Source organism: Reichenbachiella sp. 5M10, from assembly GCF_002742335.1.
In the GTDB taxonomy this organism is placed as follows: domain Bacteria; phylum Bacteroidota; class Bacteroidia; order Cytophagales; family Cyclobacteriaceae; genus Reichenbachiella.
Genome location: NZ_MDGR01000007.1, coordinates 2,256,927 through 2,275,905, shown reverse-complemented (window position 1 = coordinate 2,275,905; position 18,979 = coordinate 2,256,927). Strand labels below are relative to the sequence as shown.

18 protein-coding genes are annotated in these 18,979 nt (G+C 44.5%); 7 read left to right on the top strand and 11 right to left on the bottom strand.

The annotated features are described in order from the left end of the window. The first annotated feature begins 8 nt into the window (after positions 1-8). Together pgi and BFP72_RS09175 are read left to right on the top strand one after the other, a co-directional pair. Positions 9-1,658, top strand: coding sequence for a glucose-6-phosphate isomerase (gene pgi, locus BFP72_RS09180; protein WP_099598854.1), 1,650 nt, complete (start codon positions 9-11; stop codon positions 1,656-1,658). 89 nt (positions 1,659-1,747) lie between these two features. Further along, positions 1,748-2,119 carry a methylglyoxal synthase gene (locus tag BFP72_RS09175; protein WP_099598853.1) on the top strand — a complete coding sequence of 124 codons (372 nt, stop codon included), beginning with the start codon at positions 1,748-1,750 and terminating at the stop codon, positions 2,117-2,119. A gap of 97 nt (positions 2,120-2,216) precedes the next feature. Here the strand turns inward: BFP72_RS09175 and BFP72_RS09170 are convergent, their stop codons facing one another. Then, positions 2,217-3,212 (bottom strand): hypothetical protein, encoded by a 996-nt coding sequence (locus BFP72_RS09170; RefSeq protein WP_099598852.1) that lies wholly within the window; start codon positions 3,210-3,212, stop codon positions 2,217-2,219. A gap of 273 nt (positions 3,213-3,485) precedes the next feature. On the opposite strand from BFP72_RS09170, the gene BFP72_RS09165 reads away from it, so the two are divergent. The 3 genes from BFP72_RS09165 to BFP72_RS09155 all read left to right on the top strand — a co-directional run bounded on the left by BFP72_RS09165 (position 3,486) and on the right by BFP72_RS09155 (position 6,916). Continuing rightward, on the top strand, positions 3,486-4,829 hold the full coding sequence (locus BFP72_RS09165; RefSeq protein ID WP_255397183.1) for a DEAD/DEAH box helicase: 1,344 nt from the start codon (positions 3,486-3,488) through the stop codon (positions 4,827-4,829). A gap of 139 nt (positions 4,830-4,968) precedes the next feature. After that, complete coding sequence (locus tag BFP72_RS09160; RefSeq protein ID WP_099600737.1) at positions 4,969-6,453, top strand: vanadium-dependent haloperoxidase; 1,485 nt, start codon at positions 4,969-4,971, stop codon at positions 6,451-6,453. Positions 6,454-6,460: 7 nt separating this feature from the next. Further along, the gene (locus tag BFP72_RS09155; protein WP_143520009.1) at positions 6,461-6,916 is read left to right on the top strand and encodes a doxx family protein; all 456 of its coding nucleotides are present in this window, start codon (positions 6,461-6,463) and stop codon (positions 6,914-6,916) included. A gap of 422 nt (positions 6,917-7,338) precedes the next feature. Here BFP72_RS09155 and BFP72_RS09150 read toward each other — a convergent pair whose 3' ends face one another. Continuing rightward, the gene (locus tag BFP72_RS09150) at positions 7,339-8,247 is read right to left on the bottom strand and encodes a hypothetical protein (RefSeq protein ID WP_099598849.1); all 909 of its coding nucleotides are present in this window, start codon (positions 8,245-8,247) and stop codon (positions 7,339-7,341) included. 328 nt (positions 8,248-8,575) lie between these two features. On the opposite strand from BFP72_RS09150, the gene BFP72_RS09145 reads away from it, so the two are divergent. Next, the gene (locus BFP72_RS09145; RefSeq protein WP_099598848.1) at positions 8,576-9,472 is read left to right on the top strand and encodes a zinc-dependent peptidase; all 897 of its coding nucleotides are present in this window, start codon (positions 8,576-8,578) and stop codon (positions 9,470-9,472) included. 118 nt (positions 9,473-9,590) lie between these two features. Here the strand turns inward: BFP72_RS09145 and BFP72_RS09140 are convergent, their stop codons facing one another. From BFP72_RS09140 to BFP72_RS09125, 4 genes are all read right to left on the bottom strand, one after another. Then, positions 9,591-10,193 carry a bifunctional nuclease family protein gene (locus BFP72_RS09140; protein ID WP_099598847.1) on the bottom strand — a complete coding sequence of 201 codons (603 nt, stop codon included), beginning with the start codon at positions 10,191-10,193 and terminating at the stop codon, positions 9,591-9,593. A gap of 6 nt (positions 10,194-10,199) precedes the next feature. Further along, positions 10,200-11,156: an electron transfer flavoprotein subunit alpha/FixB family protein gene (locus BFP72_RS09135; RefSeq protein WP_099598846.1), complete on the bottom strand. Its 957-nt coding sequence runs from the start codon at positions 11,154-11,156 to the stop codon at positions 10,200-10,202. Positions 11,157-11,199: 43 nt separating this feature from the next. After that, a complete protein-coding gene (locus BFP72_RS09130; protein ID WP_099598845.1) occupies positions 11,200-11,937 on the bottom strand; it encodes an electron transfer flavoprotein subunit beta/FixA family protein in 738 nt (245 codons plus the stop codon). 221 nt (positions 11,938-12,158) lie between these two features. Then, positions 12,159-12,851: a hypothetical protein gene (locus BFP72_RS09125; RefSeq protein WP_143520008.1), complete on the bottom strand. Its 693-nt coding sequence runs from the start codon at positions 12,849-12,851 to the stop codon at positions 12,159-12,161. 160 nt (positions 12,852-13,011) lie between these two features. Here BFP72_RS09125 and BFP72_RS09120 point away from each other — a divergent pair, with 160 nt between their 5' ends. Then, entirely contained in the window at positions 13,012-13,671 is a 660-nt protein-coding gene (locus tag BFP72_RS09120; protein WP_221406498.1) for a potassium channel family protein, read from the top strand. A gap of 21 nt (positions 13,672-13,692) precedes the next feature. Here BFP72_RS09120 and BFP72_RS09115 read toward each other — a convergent pair whose 3' ends face one another. From BFP72_RS09115 to BFP72_RS09095, 5 genes are all read right to left on the bottom strand, one after another. Further along, positions 13,693-14,037 carry a DUF190 domain-containing protein gene (locus BFP72_RS09115; protein ID WP_099598842.1) on the bottom strand — a complete coding sequence of 115 codons (345 nt, stop codon included), beginning with the start codon at positions 14,035-14,037 and terminating at the stop codon, positions 13,693-13,695. Then, positions 14,034-15,338 (bottom strand): voltage-gated chloride channel family protein, encoded by a 1,305-nt coding sequence (locus BFP72_RS09110; RefSeq protein WP_099598841.1) that lies wholly within the window; start codon positions 15,336-15,338, stop codon positions 14,034-14,036. The genes BFP72_RS09115 and BFP72_RS09110 overlap by 4 nt, the downstream gene beginning before the upstream one ends. A 138-nt stretch (positions 15,339-15,476) precedes the next feature. Next, positions 15,477-15,980, bottom strand: a complete 504-nt coding sequence (locus tag BFP72_RS09105; protein ID WP_099598840.1) for a DUF1456 family protein — start codon at positions 15,978-15,980, stop codon at positions 15,477-15,479. A 53-nt stretch (positions 15,981-16,033) separates the two neighbouring features. After that, positions 16,034-18,058, bottom strand: a complete 2,025-nt coding sequence (locus tag BFP72_RS09100) for an OmpA family protein (protein WP_099598839.1) — start codon at positions 18,056-18,058, stop codon at positions 16,034-16,036. Between the two features lie 4 nt (positions 18,059-18,062). Beyond that, positions 18,063-18,971: a type IX secretion system membrane protein PorP/SprF gene (locus BFP72_RS09095; protein WP_158233353.1), complete on the bottom strand. Its 909-nt coding sequence runs from the start codon at positions 18,969-18,971 to the stop codon at positions 18,063-18,065. Between the last annotated feature and the right edge of the window lie 8 nt (positions 18,972-18,979).

Genomic DNA, 18,979 nt, shown 5'->3' with positions numbered 1-18,979 from the left:
ATTGCATAATGTTTCCAAAAGTAAATCCAGCGCAGACTGATACTTGGGCTGACTTAGAAAAACACTTCGACAAAATCTCTGGAGAGCCCATCATTGAGATGTTTGTCAATGACCCACAACGATTTTCTAAATTTTCTATTACGTGGAAGGAGTTTTTGGTGGATTACTCCAAAAATATCTTCAGTGATGAGACGAAGGGATTGCTCATGAAACTCGCAGAAGAGTGTCAGTTGAAGGAAGCCATCGAGGCGATGTTTACAGGGGAGAAAATCAACGAAACTGAAAATAGAGCGGTATTGCACACGGCTCTGCGTAGCAACAGTACCGAACCACTTCTAGTAGATGGGCAGGATGTGAGACCTCTCATTCAGACTGAACTCAACAAGGTGAAAGCCTTTGCAAACAAGTTTCATGCTGGAGAGTTGAAAGGATACTCGGGCAAGACACTCAATACTATCGTCAATATCGGTATCGGTGGGTCTGATTTAGGGCCTTATATGGTGACAGAGGCATTGAAACCCTATACAGTCGAAGGCATCACGGCGCACTTCGTGTCCAATGTAGACGGATCACACTTGCATCAAGTGTTGCAGAAAGTGAATCCAGAAGAGACCTTGTTCATTGTGGCGTCCAAGACCTTCACTACCCAAGAGACTATGACCAACGCTCAATCGGCGAAAGATTGGTTCTTGGATTTTGCTAAGTCAGAAGCGGAGATAGCCAAGCACTTCATCGCACTGTCGACGAATCAAAAGTCTGTAGAAGCTTTTGGTATCGATTCAGCCAATATGTTTGAGTTTTGGGACTGGGTAGGCGGTAGATATTCACTATGGTCGTCGATCGGCGCATCTATCGCATTGACCGTAGGGTTTGACAATTTTAAAGAATTACTCAATGGAGCAGAAGCCATGGATTTGCATTTCCGAGAGACGGCGTTTGAAGATAATCTACCCGTGATCCTAGCAATGCTTGGTGTGTGGTACAACAACTTCTTCGGTGCAGAATCGCATGCGATATTGCCATATGATCAATACTTGCACCGTTTTGCGAGCTATCTACAGCAGGGAGACATGGAAAGCAATGGTAAATTTATCGACCGAAATGGCGAGCCAATTGCAATTCAGACGGGACAAGTGATCTGGGGAGAGCCTGGGACAAATGGTCAACATGCTTTTTATCAGTTGATTCACCAAGGAACGAAGTTGATTGCGTCGGATTTTATAGCGACAGCTCAAAGTCAAAACCCAATGGGTGATCATCACCCCAAGTTGCTAGCTAATTTCTTTGCGCAGACTGAGGCTCTAATGAAGGGGAAATTGGAAGAGCAGGTGGTCAATGAACTACTGAAGGAAGGGAAGTCAGAAGAGGAGATCGATTTATTGATGCCATTCAAAGTGTTTGAAGGTAATCAACCTACCAATTCGATTTTGATCAAAAAAATGACCCCATTCAACTTAGGCGCACTGATTGCTATGTATGAGCACAAGATATTCGTACAAGGGGTCATCTGGAACGTGTTTAGTTTTGATCAATGGGGAGTAGAGCTAGGTAAGCAATTGGCTGGACAGATACTTCCTGAGCTGCATGGGGATGAAAAAGTGGAATCACATGATGGATCGACCAATGGCTTGATCAATCAGTGGAAAGCTTGGAAATAAGCTTTATTATTGAGGAAATAGAGTCGCAGTTCGGTCTTGATTGAGTAGCGACTCTAAACCCAATTGTCAAACACTAACGATACGAATACATGAAAATAGCTGTAATTGCTCATGATGGAATGAAAGCCGAAATGGTCGGTTTCCTCCGTGAGAATCAAGACAAACTAGAAGGTGCAGAATTGGTAGCTACCGGGACGACGGGGTCACATGCCGAAAAAGGAGGCTTGAAAGTACACAAATTTCTCTCAGGTCCACTAGGAGGGGATGCTCAGATTGCAACGCTCGTGGCGGAGAAGAAATTGGATTTGGTGCTTTTTTTTCGTGACCCGCTTGGCAAACATGCACATGAACCAGATATTCAGATGTTGATGAGACTGTGTGATGTACACAACATCCCACTAGCCACCAACCCTGCGGGAGCACAGTTGCTGCTAGATGGTTTGCACAAGAAGCATAGCTAATCATTTCTAGAAAAGCACGAACAAAAAAAGGAGTACTGATTCAACAGTACTCCTTTTTTTGTTCGTGTTAGTTTACTTCTTTGCTATGCTTGGAGGTTTAGTTCCAAGGCCAGCTGCCCCATGCTTCGCAGAAGTTGCCTTTGTCGTTTGGCCCTAGGAAGTTTCGGGATTCTCCGATGTAGAGGGCGTTCATGGTGTTGACGGGTTGGTAAACGTAGGTAGATAGACCTGTTTCTGTTTCATGGAATACTTGCAATATGCCAAAGTGACCTAAGTTGAGCGTGTGGCCAAATTCATGCAGAATGACTGATTCGAGATCGATACCTCCCTGTCCTACACCGTCGGCCCAGGTGAATCCGTCGTTGAACCATACTTCTGTGAAAGCCTTGTCTTCTTTGCCACGAGTGGATTTGATGGGGTCACCATTTTCGTCTACAAAGACAAAAGAAAAAGCTACCCCAAGGATGTTTTCTGCACCTAATACGGCTTCAAAGATTGAAGCTGGCAAGAAACCGACGACTGAAATGTCCGCAATCGGATTGCCTGTACTAGGCAATCCAAAATCAAGAATAAGACTTGGGTTGCCCATGGAGAAGTCGTAGATCATCTCGTCTATTGTCACAGTTTGGCAATACCCGTCGTTTTGCCATTTGGTATACATGCTGCGATAGATGGGCTCAGCATCATACAATCCGTTGGCCGTAGCAAATGGAGTGAAAGATACCCAGTCTATATCGTTGAGATCTCCGTCGGCGTTCCAATCTCGGTTGCTATCACCTGGCACCCATCGTGAAGGCAAGGTGCTCTGAAATTGTTGGTCTACCGTCTCTACTGTCGTGTATGCATCTGCAGCTTTGAAAGCATGAATGTCCTGGACTTTGATGTTGGATTGAGCAAACAAGCTGTTGTTGAGTGCCGCTTTGAGAGTCACAGGAGTGATTTTTTGACGCGAAGCGGCCTGATATTCGGTCAGAATATCCGGTATTTTGATGGATATTTTTTGCGAAGGATCTACAGTCTGTTCGGAGAGCTGGGAGTCTTGACAAGATACTAGGAGAAACATAGCACAAAGTGCTGAAAGTACATTTTTCATGGTTAAAATGTTTAGGTTGGAAAGAGCCTCGTTTGAGACCCGTTATCTGTCATCAAAATACAAGTAAAGCACTAGAGATGCAATGAATAGGTGCTGAAAATTGTTTGTAAGGTACTGATATTTAGCAGGTTGATTTGTTTTATGGGAGACGTCATTAATTATTGTGGGTAATGGCATGTAATGTAGTAGCGAGAGGATGTCGAGCGCGAAATGAATAATAGCAATAGGAGACGGGGTTCATTTATTCGTTCGCATATGCAAAAAGAATGATGGGTGGACGAATTAGAATACCTTTGCCTCATGGCGAAAAAAATCAAAGATCAAAAAGCGATTCTAGACAAGTTGGGAATCGAGGCTCTCAACCCTATGCAGGTTGCTGCGCAAGAAGCAATCCGTAAGCATGCGGATGTAGTGTTGCTATCACCAACGGGTACGGGCAAGACTTTGGCTTTTTTGTTGCCTATCATCGAAGGGTTAGATCCCCAGAGTGATCAGATCCAAGTACTCATAGTGGTACCATCTCGTGAATTAGCGATTCAGATCGAACAAGTCATCCGTGAGATGGGGAGTGGATACAAAACCAATGCAGTATATGGAGGACGCTCAGGATCCAAAGATCGAATGGATCTCAAGCATGCTCCGGCGATTTTGGTAGGGACGCCTGGTCGTGTGGCAGATCATATCAGACGGGAGGCCATATATACTGAGGATATTCAAACTCTAGTATTGGATGAGTTTGATAAGTCGCTGGAAGTGGGGTTCGAATTGGAGATGCGTGAGATTATAGATGCAATGCCAGGATTGAAAAAAAAGATTTTGACCTCTGCTACACAAGGCGTAGAGATTCCGTCTTTTGTGAGGTTGTACGAGTCACAGCAGTTGGACTTTCTAGGAACGACCAAGAGTCAGTTGCGCATCCAGCGTGTACTGTCCTCGTCGCGCAACAAACTCGATGCACTCGTACAGCTCCTTGCGCATACTGGTGAAGGCAATGGGATTGTTTTTTGTAGCCTCAAGGATACGATACAGGGGGTGAGTGACTTTTTGAGACAGCATGGTGTCGAGCATGTTTGTTTCTATGGAGGGTTGGAACAAATAGATCGTGAGCGGGCACTGATTCAGTTTCGAAATGGTTCGTCTCGTCTCTTGGTGGCTACAGATTTGGCAGCTCGAGGGATTGATGTGCCGGCATTGGATTTCATCATTCATTTTGAGATGCCATTCAAAGAGGAAGAGTTTACGCACCGCAATGGCCGTACAGCGCGGATGAATAGCCATGGTACTGCTTATGTGCTTCAATGGGAGAATGAAAAATTGCCAGATTTTGTCCTAGAATCTGAAGAGATCCAACTGCAGAGTGGGCGCGTGATTGAAAATAGCCCTTGGGAAACCTTGTATTTGTCAGGTGGACGCAAAGATAAAATTTCAAAAGGAGATATAGCGGGGTTGTTTCTCAAGCAAGGAGGCTTGCAGCGTGACGAGCTGGGCATGATCGAACTCAAGCAGGATGCTGCTTTTGTCGCTGTACCTAAGAGTCAATCTTCACGATTGATTCAGCAACTCAACAATGCCAAATTGAAAACCAAAAAGGTACGTATCGGTAGATTGTCCAAATAGTCTAAATAGTCTAAATACAGGAGTGAGCTTCATCCTTTGATTGGTCTGTTTCATCCATTGTTTGTGGTGCTTCATCCTTTTCCATGAATTTGTATTTGTATTTTCTCTAAAATTGAATCCATTAGAAATGGAAGAGATTATGAAAAGACAGATACTAATGGTTCTATGTGTAGCCTTGATGATGACAGGGTGTGATACGAAGCAGGATCAAACAGAAGCATACGACCCGATAGGTCGTGACAATGTCGCGTACAAGTGGGGTGAGATAGCACTAAAGGCGACCGCTAATGATACGGACATGTTCAAGCCTAGACCGACGATTACCAGTCGTTTTTTGGGGCTGATATTCACCGCGGTGTTCGATGCATGGACACGCTACGATGAGAAGGCATCTCCAGTCTACCTCACCGGTGTAGAGCGCCGACCAAGTATAGAACTCACCACACGAAACAAGGAAATAGCGATCAGCTATGCTGCATACCGTGCCATGTCGGAGTACTACTACTCGGATTCTACCATGTACCGTGAGTACATGCTGTCGCTCGGTCTAGATCCCAGCGATGAGTCTTTGGATCCTACTACACCTGTTGGAATCGGTAATTTAGCTGCCAAAGCAGTCATCGCTTCTCGCCGTAATGATGGTTCCAATCAATATGGAGAGCTGTCGCCCGATGGCAAGCCGTACTACGATTATACCCAATATAGCCCGGTCAATTCGGTAGAAGAAAACGTGGCGTTGCAACGCTGGCAACCCAAATATTTTGCAGATGGAAAAGGAGGGAAGTTTGCTCCTAGCTGCCTGACACCTTATTGGCAACTTGTGAAACCACTTATGTTAGATTCCTCTAGTCAATATCGACCTGCTCCACCTCCTGCTGTAGGTTCTGAGCAACTGGCGCTAGAGGTCAAAGAAGTAATTGATCTTCAAGCCAATCTTACAGACGAGAATCGAGCTTTGGTGGAGTTTATGAGGGATGGCCCTCAGTCGGTACAGCAGGCGGGGCATTGGTTGAATTTCGCCCAACAAGTATCACTACGTGATCATCATACCTTGGACGAGGACGTCAAGATGTACTTTTATGTTGAAGCCGTGGCGATGGATGGGTTTATTGCATGCTGGGATTCGAAGATGTACTATGATTTTGCTCGCCCGTTTGCATTGGTACATGACTATTATCGTGACCAGACCATTACAGCATGGGGTGGGCCTGATGTTGGGATGACTCAGATGAAGGGGGAGGAGTGGAGACCGTATTCTCCGAGCACGTTTCTGTGTCCTCCGTTTCCGAGTTATGTATCTGGTCATAGCACCATCAGCGGGGGGTGTGCTGAGGCACTGCGTTTGTTTACAGGCAGTGACGAGTTTGGCTCGTCTGTGGAGTTGATACCGGGTAGTATGACCGAGCCCAACAACCTTGGAGAGAAGGTGACTTTGCATTTTCCAACCTTTACCCAGGCAGGTGAAATGGCAGGTATCTCTCGCGTCATGGGAGGCTACCACATACAGGCCGACAATGTCGAAGGATTGAACCTTGGACGCAACGTGGCACAAGATATTTGGAAAAAGTATCAAAAGCTCCTTGGGGAGGAAGATACGATGAGTCAAGTGCAAGCAGGGTTATAAAATTGTCATGATGAGTGTAAAGGAACTATCCAACCGAATAGACTTGTGGGTGCAATACCTCGCTGATCGATATGGGGTGGTGTTGTTGGAGTCTTCTATCGGTGTGATCTACTTGTGGTTTGGTGTGTTGAAGTATTTTCCGAATAGCAGCCCTGCTGAATCTCTTGCAGCGGATACGTTGGGACTTATGACCTTTGATTTGATTGTGCCGAGTGTTTTAATCAAAGTACTTGCTACATGGGAGGTTGTGATGGGGCTACTGCTGATACTGAGAGTGCGTACTCGATGGTTGATGTATTTTCTGCTGGGGCATCTTGTCGGGACACTGTCGCCAGTATTGTTATTTCCTGATCAAGTGTTTGTTTACCCTCCGTTTGGCTTTAGCCTTTTAGGCCAATACATCATTAAGAATTTGGTAATCCTCAGTGCTGCCCTAGTGATCTATGCCAAGGGTAAAAAGTAAATGTTTGCAATTTAGAAGTGTTGGTAATATCTACGGAGCTACTCTTAATTCCCTGACAAGGATTCGGAGTAGCTCCCATGCTTGCATAGGAGGGTAGTGAGTCTAGGTCTTTTACTGGATCAGTAGGTGTTTCGGATCAGTTTGTGAAATTGGGGATACAAATCAATCTTCGAGATGGAGCATGCGATATTCATTATTCCAATCATTCAAATTTTACCTCAAAAATGCATAATAGCTGGGTGTTTTATAAAAACTCAATAGCGAATTTCGAACAATGAATATTGAAATGATCTATTGGCTTTCCCTCAGCAATACGGAGTGATCCGTTTTGCCCGATCAAAGTAGTAGTCATAATCGGTAGTTAGGAATGGGTTCTTGAATAGATAAGGATGTAAAGTGCTTGAGTAGGCTGATACGCCTTTTCAATTGTGAAGGTGTAGTCCGATTTGCCGGTGTATTCTGAGGGAATTGTCTTTTTCCCTGCGCCAATAAGATATTCCATTTCCTTCGGTATGACCAGAAAATCCAGGGACGGTCCAGTCTACATAGAACCCAGCGTATTTGATGTATCCATTTTTCACCTTGTCATAAGCATACGTCGTGACTTGGATAGAATCTATTTTCGCTGGGTGATGATAGTACGCTTTGTAATGATCCAACAAAGTTGATTTTCCTGTTTGGATTGTGTCAGCAAATGGAAGGTACATTGCATTCTCAGAATAGGCATTGGCAGACTTTTGAGGGATTCTGTCCATGACGTTGGTTTCATTCAGTGCGTTGTAGGCTTCTAGTTCCCAAGGGATGGGTATAGCTCTAGGTATAGAGGGGCTTGCTTGAGCCACTACTAGATTGGATGTGTTTTCCATCTGATTTAGGTACCCAAATGATTCGGCTCGCATTATGAGTCGTCCTGTGCTGTCTATTTTCCAAACATTGAAATATTTGCCTTTGATTTTTTCTGAGTTGTTCAGTGTTTTGGTAAATAAACCTATTTCAATGATTCTGCTATCAAGATCTAATACGTCGACAGTTTGTCTAGAGTATTCTTTGATATTCTCTCGGGAAAATATAGTGTCATAGTATGTTTTGATATTGTTTTTGGAAAAAATCATTGGGTTGTACTCTGCCATCAAGATGGATTCTTCATCATAAAAGGCGCTTATTTCGGCAAACGATTTGACTTTTGCGGCGTGGGTTATTTTATCGTTGTACTCTAGTAAGTAGCGTTCAATGTGTCGGGATGGTCTGGGTTCATTTGAGCTAGAGTCTTGATGCTTTTGACAAGCTGATAGTGTCAGCAGGGCAAGGGCTAAGTGTAGATATGGTCGCATGTTTCTAGGTATTGGTGGCAATGAATATGTCGATTGAGCACTGAGAGTTTTCGGTATATGCTCGAATAGAAAGGTAAACTGATTCGAGTCAAAATACAAAATAGCGTTTGGCCTATTTTATGGTTTTACTATAAATGGGTATTGGTTAAATCGTTTTTAATCAGTTTGTTGGGTGTTTGAGTGCCTTGTGATTCACTACCTTGGCTGGTGACATACCTTTCGTGTTTGTTTGTGACAGTACTGTGGTATGATTAGTTTTAGGGTCGTATGACTGGCCATGGCTCATCGATGATTGGAGGAGGATGGTTGTAAAAAAATCTATGAGTAAATGACTATGAATCTGCTACAAACTACAAGAAGGGCCGTTCCCTTTACTACTAAACTTTTTTTTGGTCTTGCTTTGTTTGTCGGACTGATCATGGTCCTAGGTGTCTATCGTGGTAGTTTGGCTACTTGGTGGCTTTTGTGTGTTGGACTGGTGATTGGCAGTATGCTGTACAGGATGGTGGCTCGGTCTCGTGTCCAGCAGGTGAGGTTTGAGGATGCGTGGCGTGAAGTACTTGTGGCTAAGGTGCCTTTCTATCAACAGTTGGACGAGATAGGACGCGTTGCGTTCGAACAGCGAGTGACTCATTTCTTTGAAACGATCAAGATTACAGCCGTAGATTTCGAGCTGGATGATGAGTGTCGTGTGTTAGTGGCAGCTAGCTCCATCGTGCCATTTTGGGATTTGCCTCAGTGGCAGTACGGTGAATTGCAAGAGGTGATTGTGTATTCCAGTCATTTTGACGAAAACTATCAAGTAGGTTCGGACCATCATATCCTCGGGATGGTAGGGAGTGGCGGGAATATGGACCATGTTATGTTACTTTCCAAGCCGGCCCTTTATCAGGGGTTTGACAACAAAACCAACAAACATCACGTGGGTTTTCACGAGTTTGCGCATCTTTTGGACAAGTCGGATGGGGATGTCGATGGCATACCGGAATTGTTCCTACCCAAAGAGATGGTCAATCCATGGACCAAGCTGGTTCATCGAGAGATTCAACGCATACGAGACAATCAATCGGATGTAGACCCATATGGGGCAACCAATGACGCAGAGTTTTTTGCGGTGATATCGGAGTACTACCACAAGCGGCCGCAGTTGCTAGAAAAGAAACACCCTGATCTATATAAGATGTTGCAGATGATCTATCATCCTGCCAAGGTAGAGGTGCTTTAACTTGCTATGCTGCAAGGATTTCTCATGGAAGGTCGGTCTCATGGCGTGGTTTCTATTGCATAAAAAAAGCCATACATCGTATGATGCATGGCTTTTGATGTTTTGAGAGGAACTATTGCTAGTTTCTGCGGTTGAGTTCGTCACGGATCTTGGCGGCTTTTTCATAGTCCTCTTCGCTGAGAGCTTGATCGAGTAATTTTTGCAGCCCATCGATGCTCTGATTTTTGAGGTATTCTGGAGATCCGATAGGAGCATCTTCTTCTTCGTCATCGTTGACGACCATGGTGTCAAGTTCTTCTTCGAACTCATCGGTCACTACGATGCCTGCCTCTTCCATCACGGAGGCATTGGTGTAAATGTCCGCATTGAAGCGTATGCCGATGGCGATGGCATCCGAAGGTCTAGAGTCGATTTCTACGACTTTGCCTTCAGTGTCTTCGCAAATGATTCGAGCAAAGAACACGCCTTCTTTCAAGTCAGATATTAATATTTGTTTGATCTTGATGTTGAAATTTCCTGCAAAGGATTTGAATAGATCATGAGTCATGGGCCGATTGGGAGAGATTTTTTCGATCTCTATAGCGATGGCTTGCGCTTCAAACATGCCGATGATAATGGGTAACCTTCTTTTGCCGTTGCTCTCACCAAGTACCAGTGCAAACGATCCTGATTGCGCGTGACTAGACGAGAGACCAACGATATCTAACTTTATTTTCTCCAAACTAATTTATCCGTTTATCGCTTTAATTGCTTCAGTCAATTTAGGGACGACTTCAAAAGCATCTCCTACGATCCCATAGTCAGCTGCCTTGAAAAATGGTGCTTCTTCGTCTTTGTTGATTACGACGATGTATTTCGAACCATTGACACCTGCGAGATGTTGGATTGCTCCTGAAATTCCGACCGCAATGTACAAAGAAGGAGCCACTTTAATACCCGTTTGACCAACATGTTCGTGATGAGGTCTCCAATCCATGTCAGATACGGGCTTGCTACAACCTGTAGCAGCTCCTAGTGATTTGGCTAGGTCTTCGATCATACCCCAGTTTTCTGGGCCTTTGAGTCCACGTCCACCAGATACGACAATATCCGCTTCTGGAAGTAGTACATCTCCTGTGGCTTTTTCTTGAGAGAGAATTTTGACTTTAAAGTCATTCTCCTGTGACGTGGGAGTGAAGGTCTCAATTGTAGCAGGACCACCATCCTCTTTGAGAGTAGTCGCATTTTTTTTGATGCCTAGAATGCGTTTTCCTTCTGTCATATCTACGTTAGCGAAAGCTTTGCCGGTGTAGATGCTTCGTTTGACAGTGAAGCCATTGGTGGTGTCGGGGAGTTCGATGACATTGCTGGCAAGTGATGCCTCCATTTTGATAGACAACCGAGCTGCTACGGGGTCACCAAGCGAAGAGTTGGCTAGGATTACAGTATCTGCAGATTCCTGTTCAGCTGCCTGGGCGATGGCTGTGGCATAGGCTTGGATATTGCCTTCGTTGTATGCTGTATCACTGACGTGTAGGATTTTAGTCGCTCCTGCTGCTCCTGCTTTTTGCAATGCTTCTTCAGTGGCTTGGCCGAATGCGATGGCTGTGACAGCAGTATCCATACCCGCCGCAAAACTGACTGCTTCGAGTGATGTTTTCTTGATTTCTCCTTCTGATATTTCTATGAATGCTAATGTTGACATGTTGTTTTGGTTCTTTGTTTGAAAAAATGACTTGAACGAGAGACTAGATTACCTTCGCTTCGTTTTTCAAGAGATTGACCAATTCTGCGACGTTGTCCGCATCGATCATCTTGACAGCTCCCTTGGCAGCAGGTTGTTCGTAGGCTTTGAGTAAGGTACGTGTACTGTCATCTGAGGGATCTATGACTTGTAGTGGCTTGGAACGAGCCGTCATGATGCCACGCATGTTTGGGATTTTCCATTCGGCGATGGGTTCTTGACAGCCGAGTACCAGAGGGAGTTGGGCTTCCAGAGATTCTTTGCCTCCTTCGATTTCTCTGGTCATTTTGGCAGTGGTGCCGTCGATTTCCAAAGTCATGATTGGAGAGAGAGAGGGGATGCCGAGCAGTTCTCCGACCATACCGTGTACTACACCGTTGTTGAAGTCAATGGACTCCCGACCCATGAGGATCAGGTCATATTGGCCTTCTTTAGCGATTGCAGAGATTTGGTTGGCTACATAGTAGGAGTCTTTGGGTGCAGCATTGATTCGGATGGCATCATCTGCACCAATAGCCAAGGCTTTACGTAGCGTGGGTTCTGTTTCTGCTTCCCCGACGTTGAGTACAGTGATGCTGCCGCTGGTCTGTTCTTTGAGTTCTACCGCTCGCGCGAGGGCATAGTCGTCATAGGGCCCGATAATGTATTGTACGCCAGTCTTATCAAACTGTGTGTTATTTTCTGTAAAGGCGATTTTGGATGTCGTATCGGGTACGTGGGTTATACAAACGAGTATCTTCATGCTATTTGATTTAGTGTTAACGTTGTGTAATAATTTAATCTGGATTCAATCGAAAGGGATGCGAGTGATGTAGGCACTTGAGTATTCGCTCCCTGTCTCTTGACCTCTAATATAGTCAATGATGCGAAAAAATTGGAGGCTGCCAAAAGTCATATTCTAAAATTAATATATGACAAGGCTAAGTGTCTCAATCACGTCGTATTGTGTTACTCGGTCTTGCTTTAGGGCTGAGTAGGGATGGAGATGACTTCATTTTCAGGTTTCTTTTTGAGGATGACTTGATCTTCAAAAAGGCTCTTGACTATGGTCTTGGCATACTCATCTATTTGAAAATTTTCTTGTATCTCTTTGCTGATTTGATAGTGTGAAATCCAAGCCAACCCACTTCCATCAAAATCATTGTAGTCCATGATCATGTAGAAGTTGGACTCGAGGATCGCAAACAGCTCTTTGTCTGCAGTGAGTGCATCGGTGTACCTCACTTGAAAGTATTCTCCAAACTTATAGATTCCTTCAGAATAATGCTCCAGTTCCTCGTCTGTCATGTCTTCGTTCCCGTCGCTGTGCAGTAGAGTTGAGGTCAGTATGCCATCAAACCCTAAGGAAAACATGTAGCGTTTGAGGTGAGTAGAGTTGATTTTTCCTTCGGTATGTATATCGTATATCTCGTGTCCTGCTATTGCTTTGATGCCTTTGGATTTGAAATATTTGACGGCTTTGTTTTCATACTCTTCATTGTCTTCTCTGTTTTGGGTGAGCCCAAATACAGCAATGTTTCTGTAGTACTTTGGTTCATAGATATCGTTTTCCCAGACTGCATCCAATACCAATCCTTTGGTACTCATGCAAGAGCTAGTCAGTAAGGAAAAACCAATGGCAAATAGAAAATAAAGTGACAGATTCTTGAAATTCATAGTATCAGTTGATTTATAACCAAGATATTCATGGAGGGGGGAATTAAAAAGAATCCCGATTATAATATGAGAAAAAAATGTTTCTATATTCGAACGTATAGGCTGTGGAGGGTCTTCATTGAGGTTCTTGTTTCAGCAATTGGTCATTTCAAAAATGGATATGTTGTTTCATACCAAGTACAAAGAACATCCAGTGATGCGCTACCGCTACATCATTCTATTTGTCGTTATTTTGGGCAAGTTGTTCATCCCTGTTATTCTCAATTCTAATTTGGGCAATCGCTACATTGACCCGCTCTTTGATGTGCTGCTTTTCTGGGCATCTATGCTTATAGTACAGAAGCTTCGTAGGGCAGTGATGGCTATTGGTGTATTGGGGGCTGTGGGGCTATTGTTCAACTTTATGGGGCGGAGCACTGATAAGTTTGGCTTGTGTCTGTTTTCTATTTTTATTGCGATTGTGACCTACGAACTGTTTCGTGATTTGGTAGGAAAAAAGAGTATCCAAATCAACGAGATTGTGGGAGCCATGGATGGTTACATTTTGGTTGGGTACATTGGTTCACTGATGTTTTTGCTCATTCATCTTATTTATCCCAATGCCTTTTCTAATGTATCGCCAGGTAGGGCTGGGATGAGTGATTTGATTTATTTTAGTTTTGTGACCATGCTTACTATTGGGTACGGTGATATTGTGCCTCAGGTACCTGCAGCTAGGAGTTTGGTGATTATGATTGGGCTGGTCGGACAGTTCTATTTGGTGATCGTCATAGCAACTTTCGTGGGCAAGTTTTTGATGAACTCGTCCAAGAGAGGGTGAGAGAAGGTAGGGACATGCCGATCAGTGGTAGAGTAGGGTTTCATTTTTGACAAGCACTGGTGAAGCTGCTTGTAGAAGAGCCTTGTGTTGGTCAAGAAAGCCATGGACCTTTGATTTAGTATCGGTGATTTCTATGATGTGTGGATGTTTGAAATGTCGAATTTCACCAGAAGCCCATTGGATTTTTCCCTTGTCAAAATAGCCCTTGTCGACGTGTAGGTGCAGGGCCTGTTGCAAATCAGAGGCTTTGGCATGCTTCAACAGTTGTGTGGCAAAATCCGAAGCAAATAGGTTTTTCCACCATGACTGAGAGTGGATTTTCTGCCCATTTTCGAAATAGATGCGTACTGTGATGAAGTCTTTCATTCCTGTTGTCTTTTTTTCTTGACCTGAGAGAGGGGCAGCCCTTTCTCTTCTTGTAGGTTTTCGTGTTTGGGGCTACCAATGATTTGTGAGCTATAGACACCAGAGTGTCCTGAAAACAAATAGGCTGTACCGCATGCTAGCGCAATGAATACACCAGAATCTATTCCAAAGAGCTCTATTCCCATGACGGTACAAGCGATTGGTGTATTGGTAGCTCCCGCAAAAACTGCGACGAATCCCATACCTGCTAGTAGACTCATTGGAAGTGGGATGAACCAGATGAGGACGTTGCCTAGCGTTGCGCCTATGAAAAACAAAGGGGTCACTTCACCACCCTTGAAACCAGCTCCTAGAGTAAAGGAGGTGAAGAGGATTTTGAGGACAAAATCATAGGAGTTGAGTTGGATGTCAAAGGCATCGACGATCATGGGGACTCCTAGCCCTATGTATTTGGTCGTCCCAAGCAGGTATACGCTGAGAGCAATTACGCTACCTCCGATCACAGGGCGAAGTGGGGGATAGGCTATGTGTTTGCCAAATAAACGTCCCCAAAAATGGGTGATTTTAGAAAAAGACATCGCTACTAGCCCAAAGATGATTCCTGCCAATAGAGCCCAAAGGAGGTGGGCAGGAGTCATTGCTGGAACATGGTTGATGTGGTAGTGTGTATGCGTGGCACCCCATAGCTCACAAGTGTAGTTGGCTAGTATTGCGGCGATAAAACTTGGGACAATGGCATCCAATCGGATCCTGCCTAGTACCAAGACTTCTAGTGCAAATATGCCGCCCGCTAGGGGTGTGCCAAATACTGCGGCAAACCCAGCACTGATGCCTGCAATCAATAAAATTTTTCGGTCGCTTTTGGGGAGACGGAGTAGTTTGGTGAACCGATCTGCAATGGCTCCACCCATTTGCACGGCAGTGCCCTCACGACCAGCGGATCCTCCGAATAGGTGGGTTAGGATCGTGCCAAACAACACCAATGGAACCATCCGAAACGGGATGATTTTGCTGGGGGAGTGAAACTCTTCCAGTAGGAGGTTGTTGCCCTTGACGACACTCGTTCCGTAAAGGTGGTAGAAGAGTCCAATGATGAATCCACCTAGAGGTAGTAAGGCTATGATCCAGAGATGGGCTTCCCTCCATGTAGTGGCCCAGTCCAAACTGTAGAGGAAAAAGGCTGAAATACTCCCTACCGTAGCCCCAACTAGTGTGCAGATTACGAGCCATTTGATCAAGTAGATCAATGTAGGGATTTGCTCCATAGAGCGTAGGTGACGCTTGATGTCGTTGCTGTTCATACACTTACTATAAGTACGTAAGATGACCTTGATCTTTAGGGTGTAAAACTATAGCAAAAATTGCTTTGATGATTCAAAATCTGACTACGCTGCTTGGTAGTGTTTTGAATGGATACCCCTCTCTCAGAGCGGGACAGGTTACGACCCGTTGGGGTCTTTAGAAAGTCTACTCTTGATGGTCCGTTCGGATTTGAGTTTGATTTGTAGTCCGTTGAGGAAATTTCTTAAGAATTGATCTTGACAGGAGCGGTATTGCGGTTGTTTTGGATTGCGAAAAAAGGCACTAAGTTCGTGCTTGCTGATATTCATCTCGGCAAGGGCATATAGCGCTAAAATATCGGTATCTGTTAGGTTTAGCGCTATCCTCAACTTTCGAAAGATGATGTTGTTGTTGAGACGAGGAGTATGAGTGGGTTTAGCACCTTCTTTTTTGCCTCTTTTTTCTGTGATCAGTCCATCCAAAAAAGTGGACAGATCAGTGTCAGAAAGTTCAACGAATTCTGCTTCCTCGTTTCTCTTTAACCAATTCTTTATCTGTGGTTTGGATACTTCCATGCCTTCATGGCCAAATATGGCTATCATATGAGAGTCTTTGTAGTCTAGAGCAAATCGAATTCTGCGCAGGATATCGTTGTTTGTCATATAATTATGTTGCTGCTGGTCGTCCCAGTTTTCTATATGTGAAAATGTATTCGTCAGAGGTCGGTGACTATAAGCTCGGTTCGGCGGTTAAGTTGATGATCATCTTCAGAGCACTCGTCTTGACAATCAATGATAGGGTCTGATTCTCCCATTCCGACGGGAACGAGTCGGTCCTCACGAATACCTGCGTTGACCATATAATCTACCACAGACTGGGCACGGCGCTTAGAGAGACGCATGTTATAGCTTTCATTTCCTCTTGTATCCGTATGAGAATGTAGTTCCGCTTTCATGGTCGGGTTGTCCTGAAGCATCACGATGAGGTAGTTGAGTTGAAATTTGGATGAGTCCCGAAGCGTTGCTTTGTCAAAATCGTATAAGATATCCTTGAGAACCATGGACTTGCCTACTTCCATAGAGTCAAGAGGGACTGGCCAGTCCAGTTCTCCATTCATCTCACTTCCGGATTGAAAACTTACTTTGTTGGTGAAATATTGTTGTTTGGCAGCCAAAACGGAGTATTCTACACCTGTATCTAGGACATAGACGAACGTGTCGTTGCGTACTTCTATCGGTGCGAGGTAGTTGTTGTCTCGTGTGTCCACCACATTGATGGATGCGTTGTGTAGGACTTTGTATCGGGAACTGTCGACTGCCATACTGTCGACACTAGGTTCGTATTGTGTGGTATCGACGGCATAGACGTAGGCGATGAGTTTGTCATCGTTCTTTTTGGTGTAGGTATAGTTATAGATTACGTCATGGAGTTCGTTTCTTCTGTTGGAGACGAAATACCCCTCTTTCCCTGTACGAGTGATCATGCCAAAATCATCTTTGTTGGAGTTGACTGGAGCTCCTACATTTTTGATGGCCCCTGGTTCGCTACCTGATAAGATGGTCTTGTACACGTCGAGACCACCTAGTCCAGGACGACCATTGGATGCGAAGTAGAGCACATTTCCGTTGAGAGAAGGGTAGACGTCTCGCTCGGTTGTGTTGATTTTGGGGCCGAGGTTTTTGGGCTCGGTCCAGGCTTCACCGTCCCAATGGGTGATGTACAAGTCTGCTTTACCAAATCCCCCAGGCATGTCTGAAGAGAAGATCATAAAAGATCCGTCTTCGGATACGGCAGGGTATGCCGTGTTGTAATCTGGACTGTTGTATGGGAAAGGCTTTACGTTCTTGATTTTGTCATCGATGATGTCTGCTAGGTAGATGCTTAGGGTGTTTCCCCCTTCTGCGTTGCGGAGGATTTTACCTTTGTTGTCGAGAGTGTTTCTTGTTATGGCTAGCTTGGATCCGTTTTGGTATGCACACAAGGGACCTTCATGAAATTTGATTCGACTCTTTTTACTGAATATTACAGCTTTTTCAAAACCTCCATCGGGACGCTTTTGTGTATAGAATATTTCAAAATAGTCCTCTTTGGTTTCTTTGGTTTTGCTCCTAACGATCACTTTCTCATGAAGGTTCGAGATAAACAAAAAACCATCGCGGTAGTAGGCAGGACCAAAATCAGACCGGTTGTTGTTTTGCGTCAAATGAGAAACGGTATAGTATTTCTGATCTTTGTAAAAACCAGTATGCTCAGCATACGCAGATAATCTAGCAAATTGTTCTGGGTTGGAGTGTTTAAGTGTTCTGTATTTTTCAAACCAAAGGCTTGCTTCGTCATACTTTTTGTTACTTGCCAGTACTTCTATGAATGCATAGAGAATGTCTGCTTTGATGGAGTCTGGAATATTGAGTTTTGCAGAATCCAAGGCAGCACTTGCTGATGCCAGGTCCAAATGGGAAATGTAGGTCCGGAAGTGTGGTTCTGCTTCAATGTTGTCATTGATCTTGCGGTAGCTCCTCGCAATTTTTAGTTGTACATCGAGGTTGCTTGAGTCTTCTTGTAGTGCGTATTTGTAGTATTTGATAGCTGCGACATAGGACTCGTTGTCCCACTCGGTATCCCCTTTGTCTTCACTTGATTTACCGAGGTACTTGATTTCAGCATAGTTTTGGGCATGGGATGCGAAGGGGACCCAAACGATGCATACAATGAGTAAAAATTTGAATAACTGGATAGTCATAAGTTTAGAAGTATCTAGGAGAGGTGATGTTGTCTTTCTTAAATTCTATTCGGTAGTTGAGCATCAGCTCGTGCGAACCTTGACTGATGTTGTTGAGGTCGTTGAGGGTGTAGTCATAAGCATACCCTAGTCGTAGGTCACTTGTAATCAAAAGTTCCACGAGGAAGTCGATACTCTCACCATTTCGGTAAGAGACACCAACCCATACAACCTCATCGATGAGTAAGTTGGCATTGATATCAAACTGGATTGGTGCTCCAGCTACATATTTGAGCAATGTGCTGGGTTTCAATTTGAAGTGTGTGCCTAGGTCAAAGACATACCCCGCGGTGAGGTATGTGTGCCTTTTTGAGGTACCACTCTTGTACGTCAAATTGGAATCATCGATATCAAAAGAATTGATGGTTGAGTTGAACAAGGTAGGTAGAGAGAGTCCTATGTAGTACCGATCACTGTAAAAGTAAGCACCAGTACCCATGTTGGGCTTGAATGGCTCATGTACATTTTCACTCAAGGCAACATCATCAAGGTCAAAGACGGGATTGAGGGCTGTGACATCAGACTTGTAACTGGAAAAACCTAGCTGTAGTCCCATTGAGAGGGTGGCCTTTTCGAAATTGATGCGATATGCTGCTGAGACAAAAGTGGAAAAGGTGTTGGATACTCCAATGTTGTCGTTGTAAAGCTGTAGCCCCAAGGCAATGCGGTCCTTTTTGAAAGGGGCATGTGCCGAGAAGGTCTGAGTGTTTGGGGCACCATCTATTCCCACCCATTGGTATCGAGTGAGAGCTGTCAAACTCAGTGTCTCTTGTGATCCAGCATAAGCGGGATTGAGGGCTAGCCCATTGAACATATACTGGGTAAACATTCCTTGCTGTTGTGCATGAAGCGGTAGTGATCCCAGTGTACACATTAGGAACA

Bases quoted from the DNA above. Each gene is read 5' to 3' on its own strand.
- pgi (WP_099598854.1), top strand. From the start codon at position 9: ATGTTTCCAAAAGTAAATCCAGCGCAGACTGATACTTGGGCTGACTTA.
- BFP72_RS09175 (WP_099598853.1), top strand. From the start codon at position 1,748: ATGAAAATAGCTGTAATTGCTCATGATGGAATGAAAGCCGAAATGGTC.
- BFP72_RS09170 (WP_099598852.1), bottom strand. From the start codon at position 3,212: ATGAAAAATGTACTTTCAGCACTTTGTGCTATGTTTCTCCTAGTATCT.
- BFP72_RS09160 (WP_099600737.1), top strand. From the start codon at position 4,969: ATGAAAAGACAGATACTAATGGTTCTATGTGTAGCCTTGATGATGACA.
- BFP72_RS09155 (WP_143520009.1), top strand. From the start codon at position 6,461: ATGATGAGTGTAAAGGAACTATCCAACCGAATAGACTTGTGGGTGCAA.
- BFP72_RS09150 (WP_099598849.1), bottom strand. From the start codon at position 8,247: ATGCGACCATATCTACACTTAGCCCTTGCCCTGCTGACACTATCAGCT.
- BFP72_RS09145 (WP_099598848.1), top strand. From the start codon at position 8,576: ATGACTATGAATCTGCTACAAACTACAAGAAGGGCCGTTCCCTTTACT.
- BFP72_RS09135 (WP_099598846.1), bottom strand. From the start codon at position 11,156: ATGTCAACATTAGCATTCATAGAAATATCAGAAGGAGAAATCAAGAAA.
- BFP72_RS09130 (WP_099598845.1), bottom strand. From the start codon at position 11,937: ATGAAGATACTCGTTTGTATAACCCACGTACCCGATACGACATCCAAA.
- BFP72_RS09125 (WP_143520008.1), bottom strand. From the start codon at position 12,851: ATGAATTTCAAGAATCTGTCACTTTATTTTCTATTTGCCATTGGTTTT.
- BFP72_RS09120 (WP_221406498.1), top strand. From the start codon at position 13,012: ATGTTGTTTCATACCAAGTACAAAGAACATCCAGTGATGCGCTACCGC.
- BFP72_RS09115 (WP_099598842.1), bottom strand. From the start codon at position 14,037: ATGAAAGACTTCATCACAGTACGCATCTATTTCGAAAATGGGCAGAAA.
- BFP72_RS09110 (WP_099598841.1), bottom strand. From the start codon at position 15,338: ATGAACAGCAACGACATCAAGCGTCACCTACGCTCTATGGAGCAAATC.
- BFP72_RS09105 (WP_099598840.1), bottom strand. From the start codon at position 15,980: ATGACAAACAACGATATCCTGCGCAGAATTCGATTTGCTCTAGACTAC.
- BFP72_RS09100 (WP_099598839.1), bottom strand. From the start codon at position 18,058: ATGACTATCCAGTTATTCAAATTTTTACTCATTGTATGCATCGTTTGG.
- BFP72_RS09095 (WP_158233353.1), bottom strand. From the start codon at position 18,971: ATGTGTACACTGGGATCACTACCGCTTCATGCACAACAGCAAGGAATG.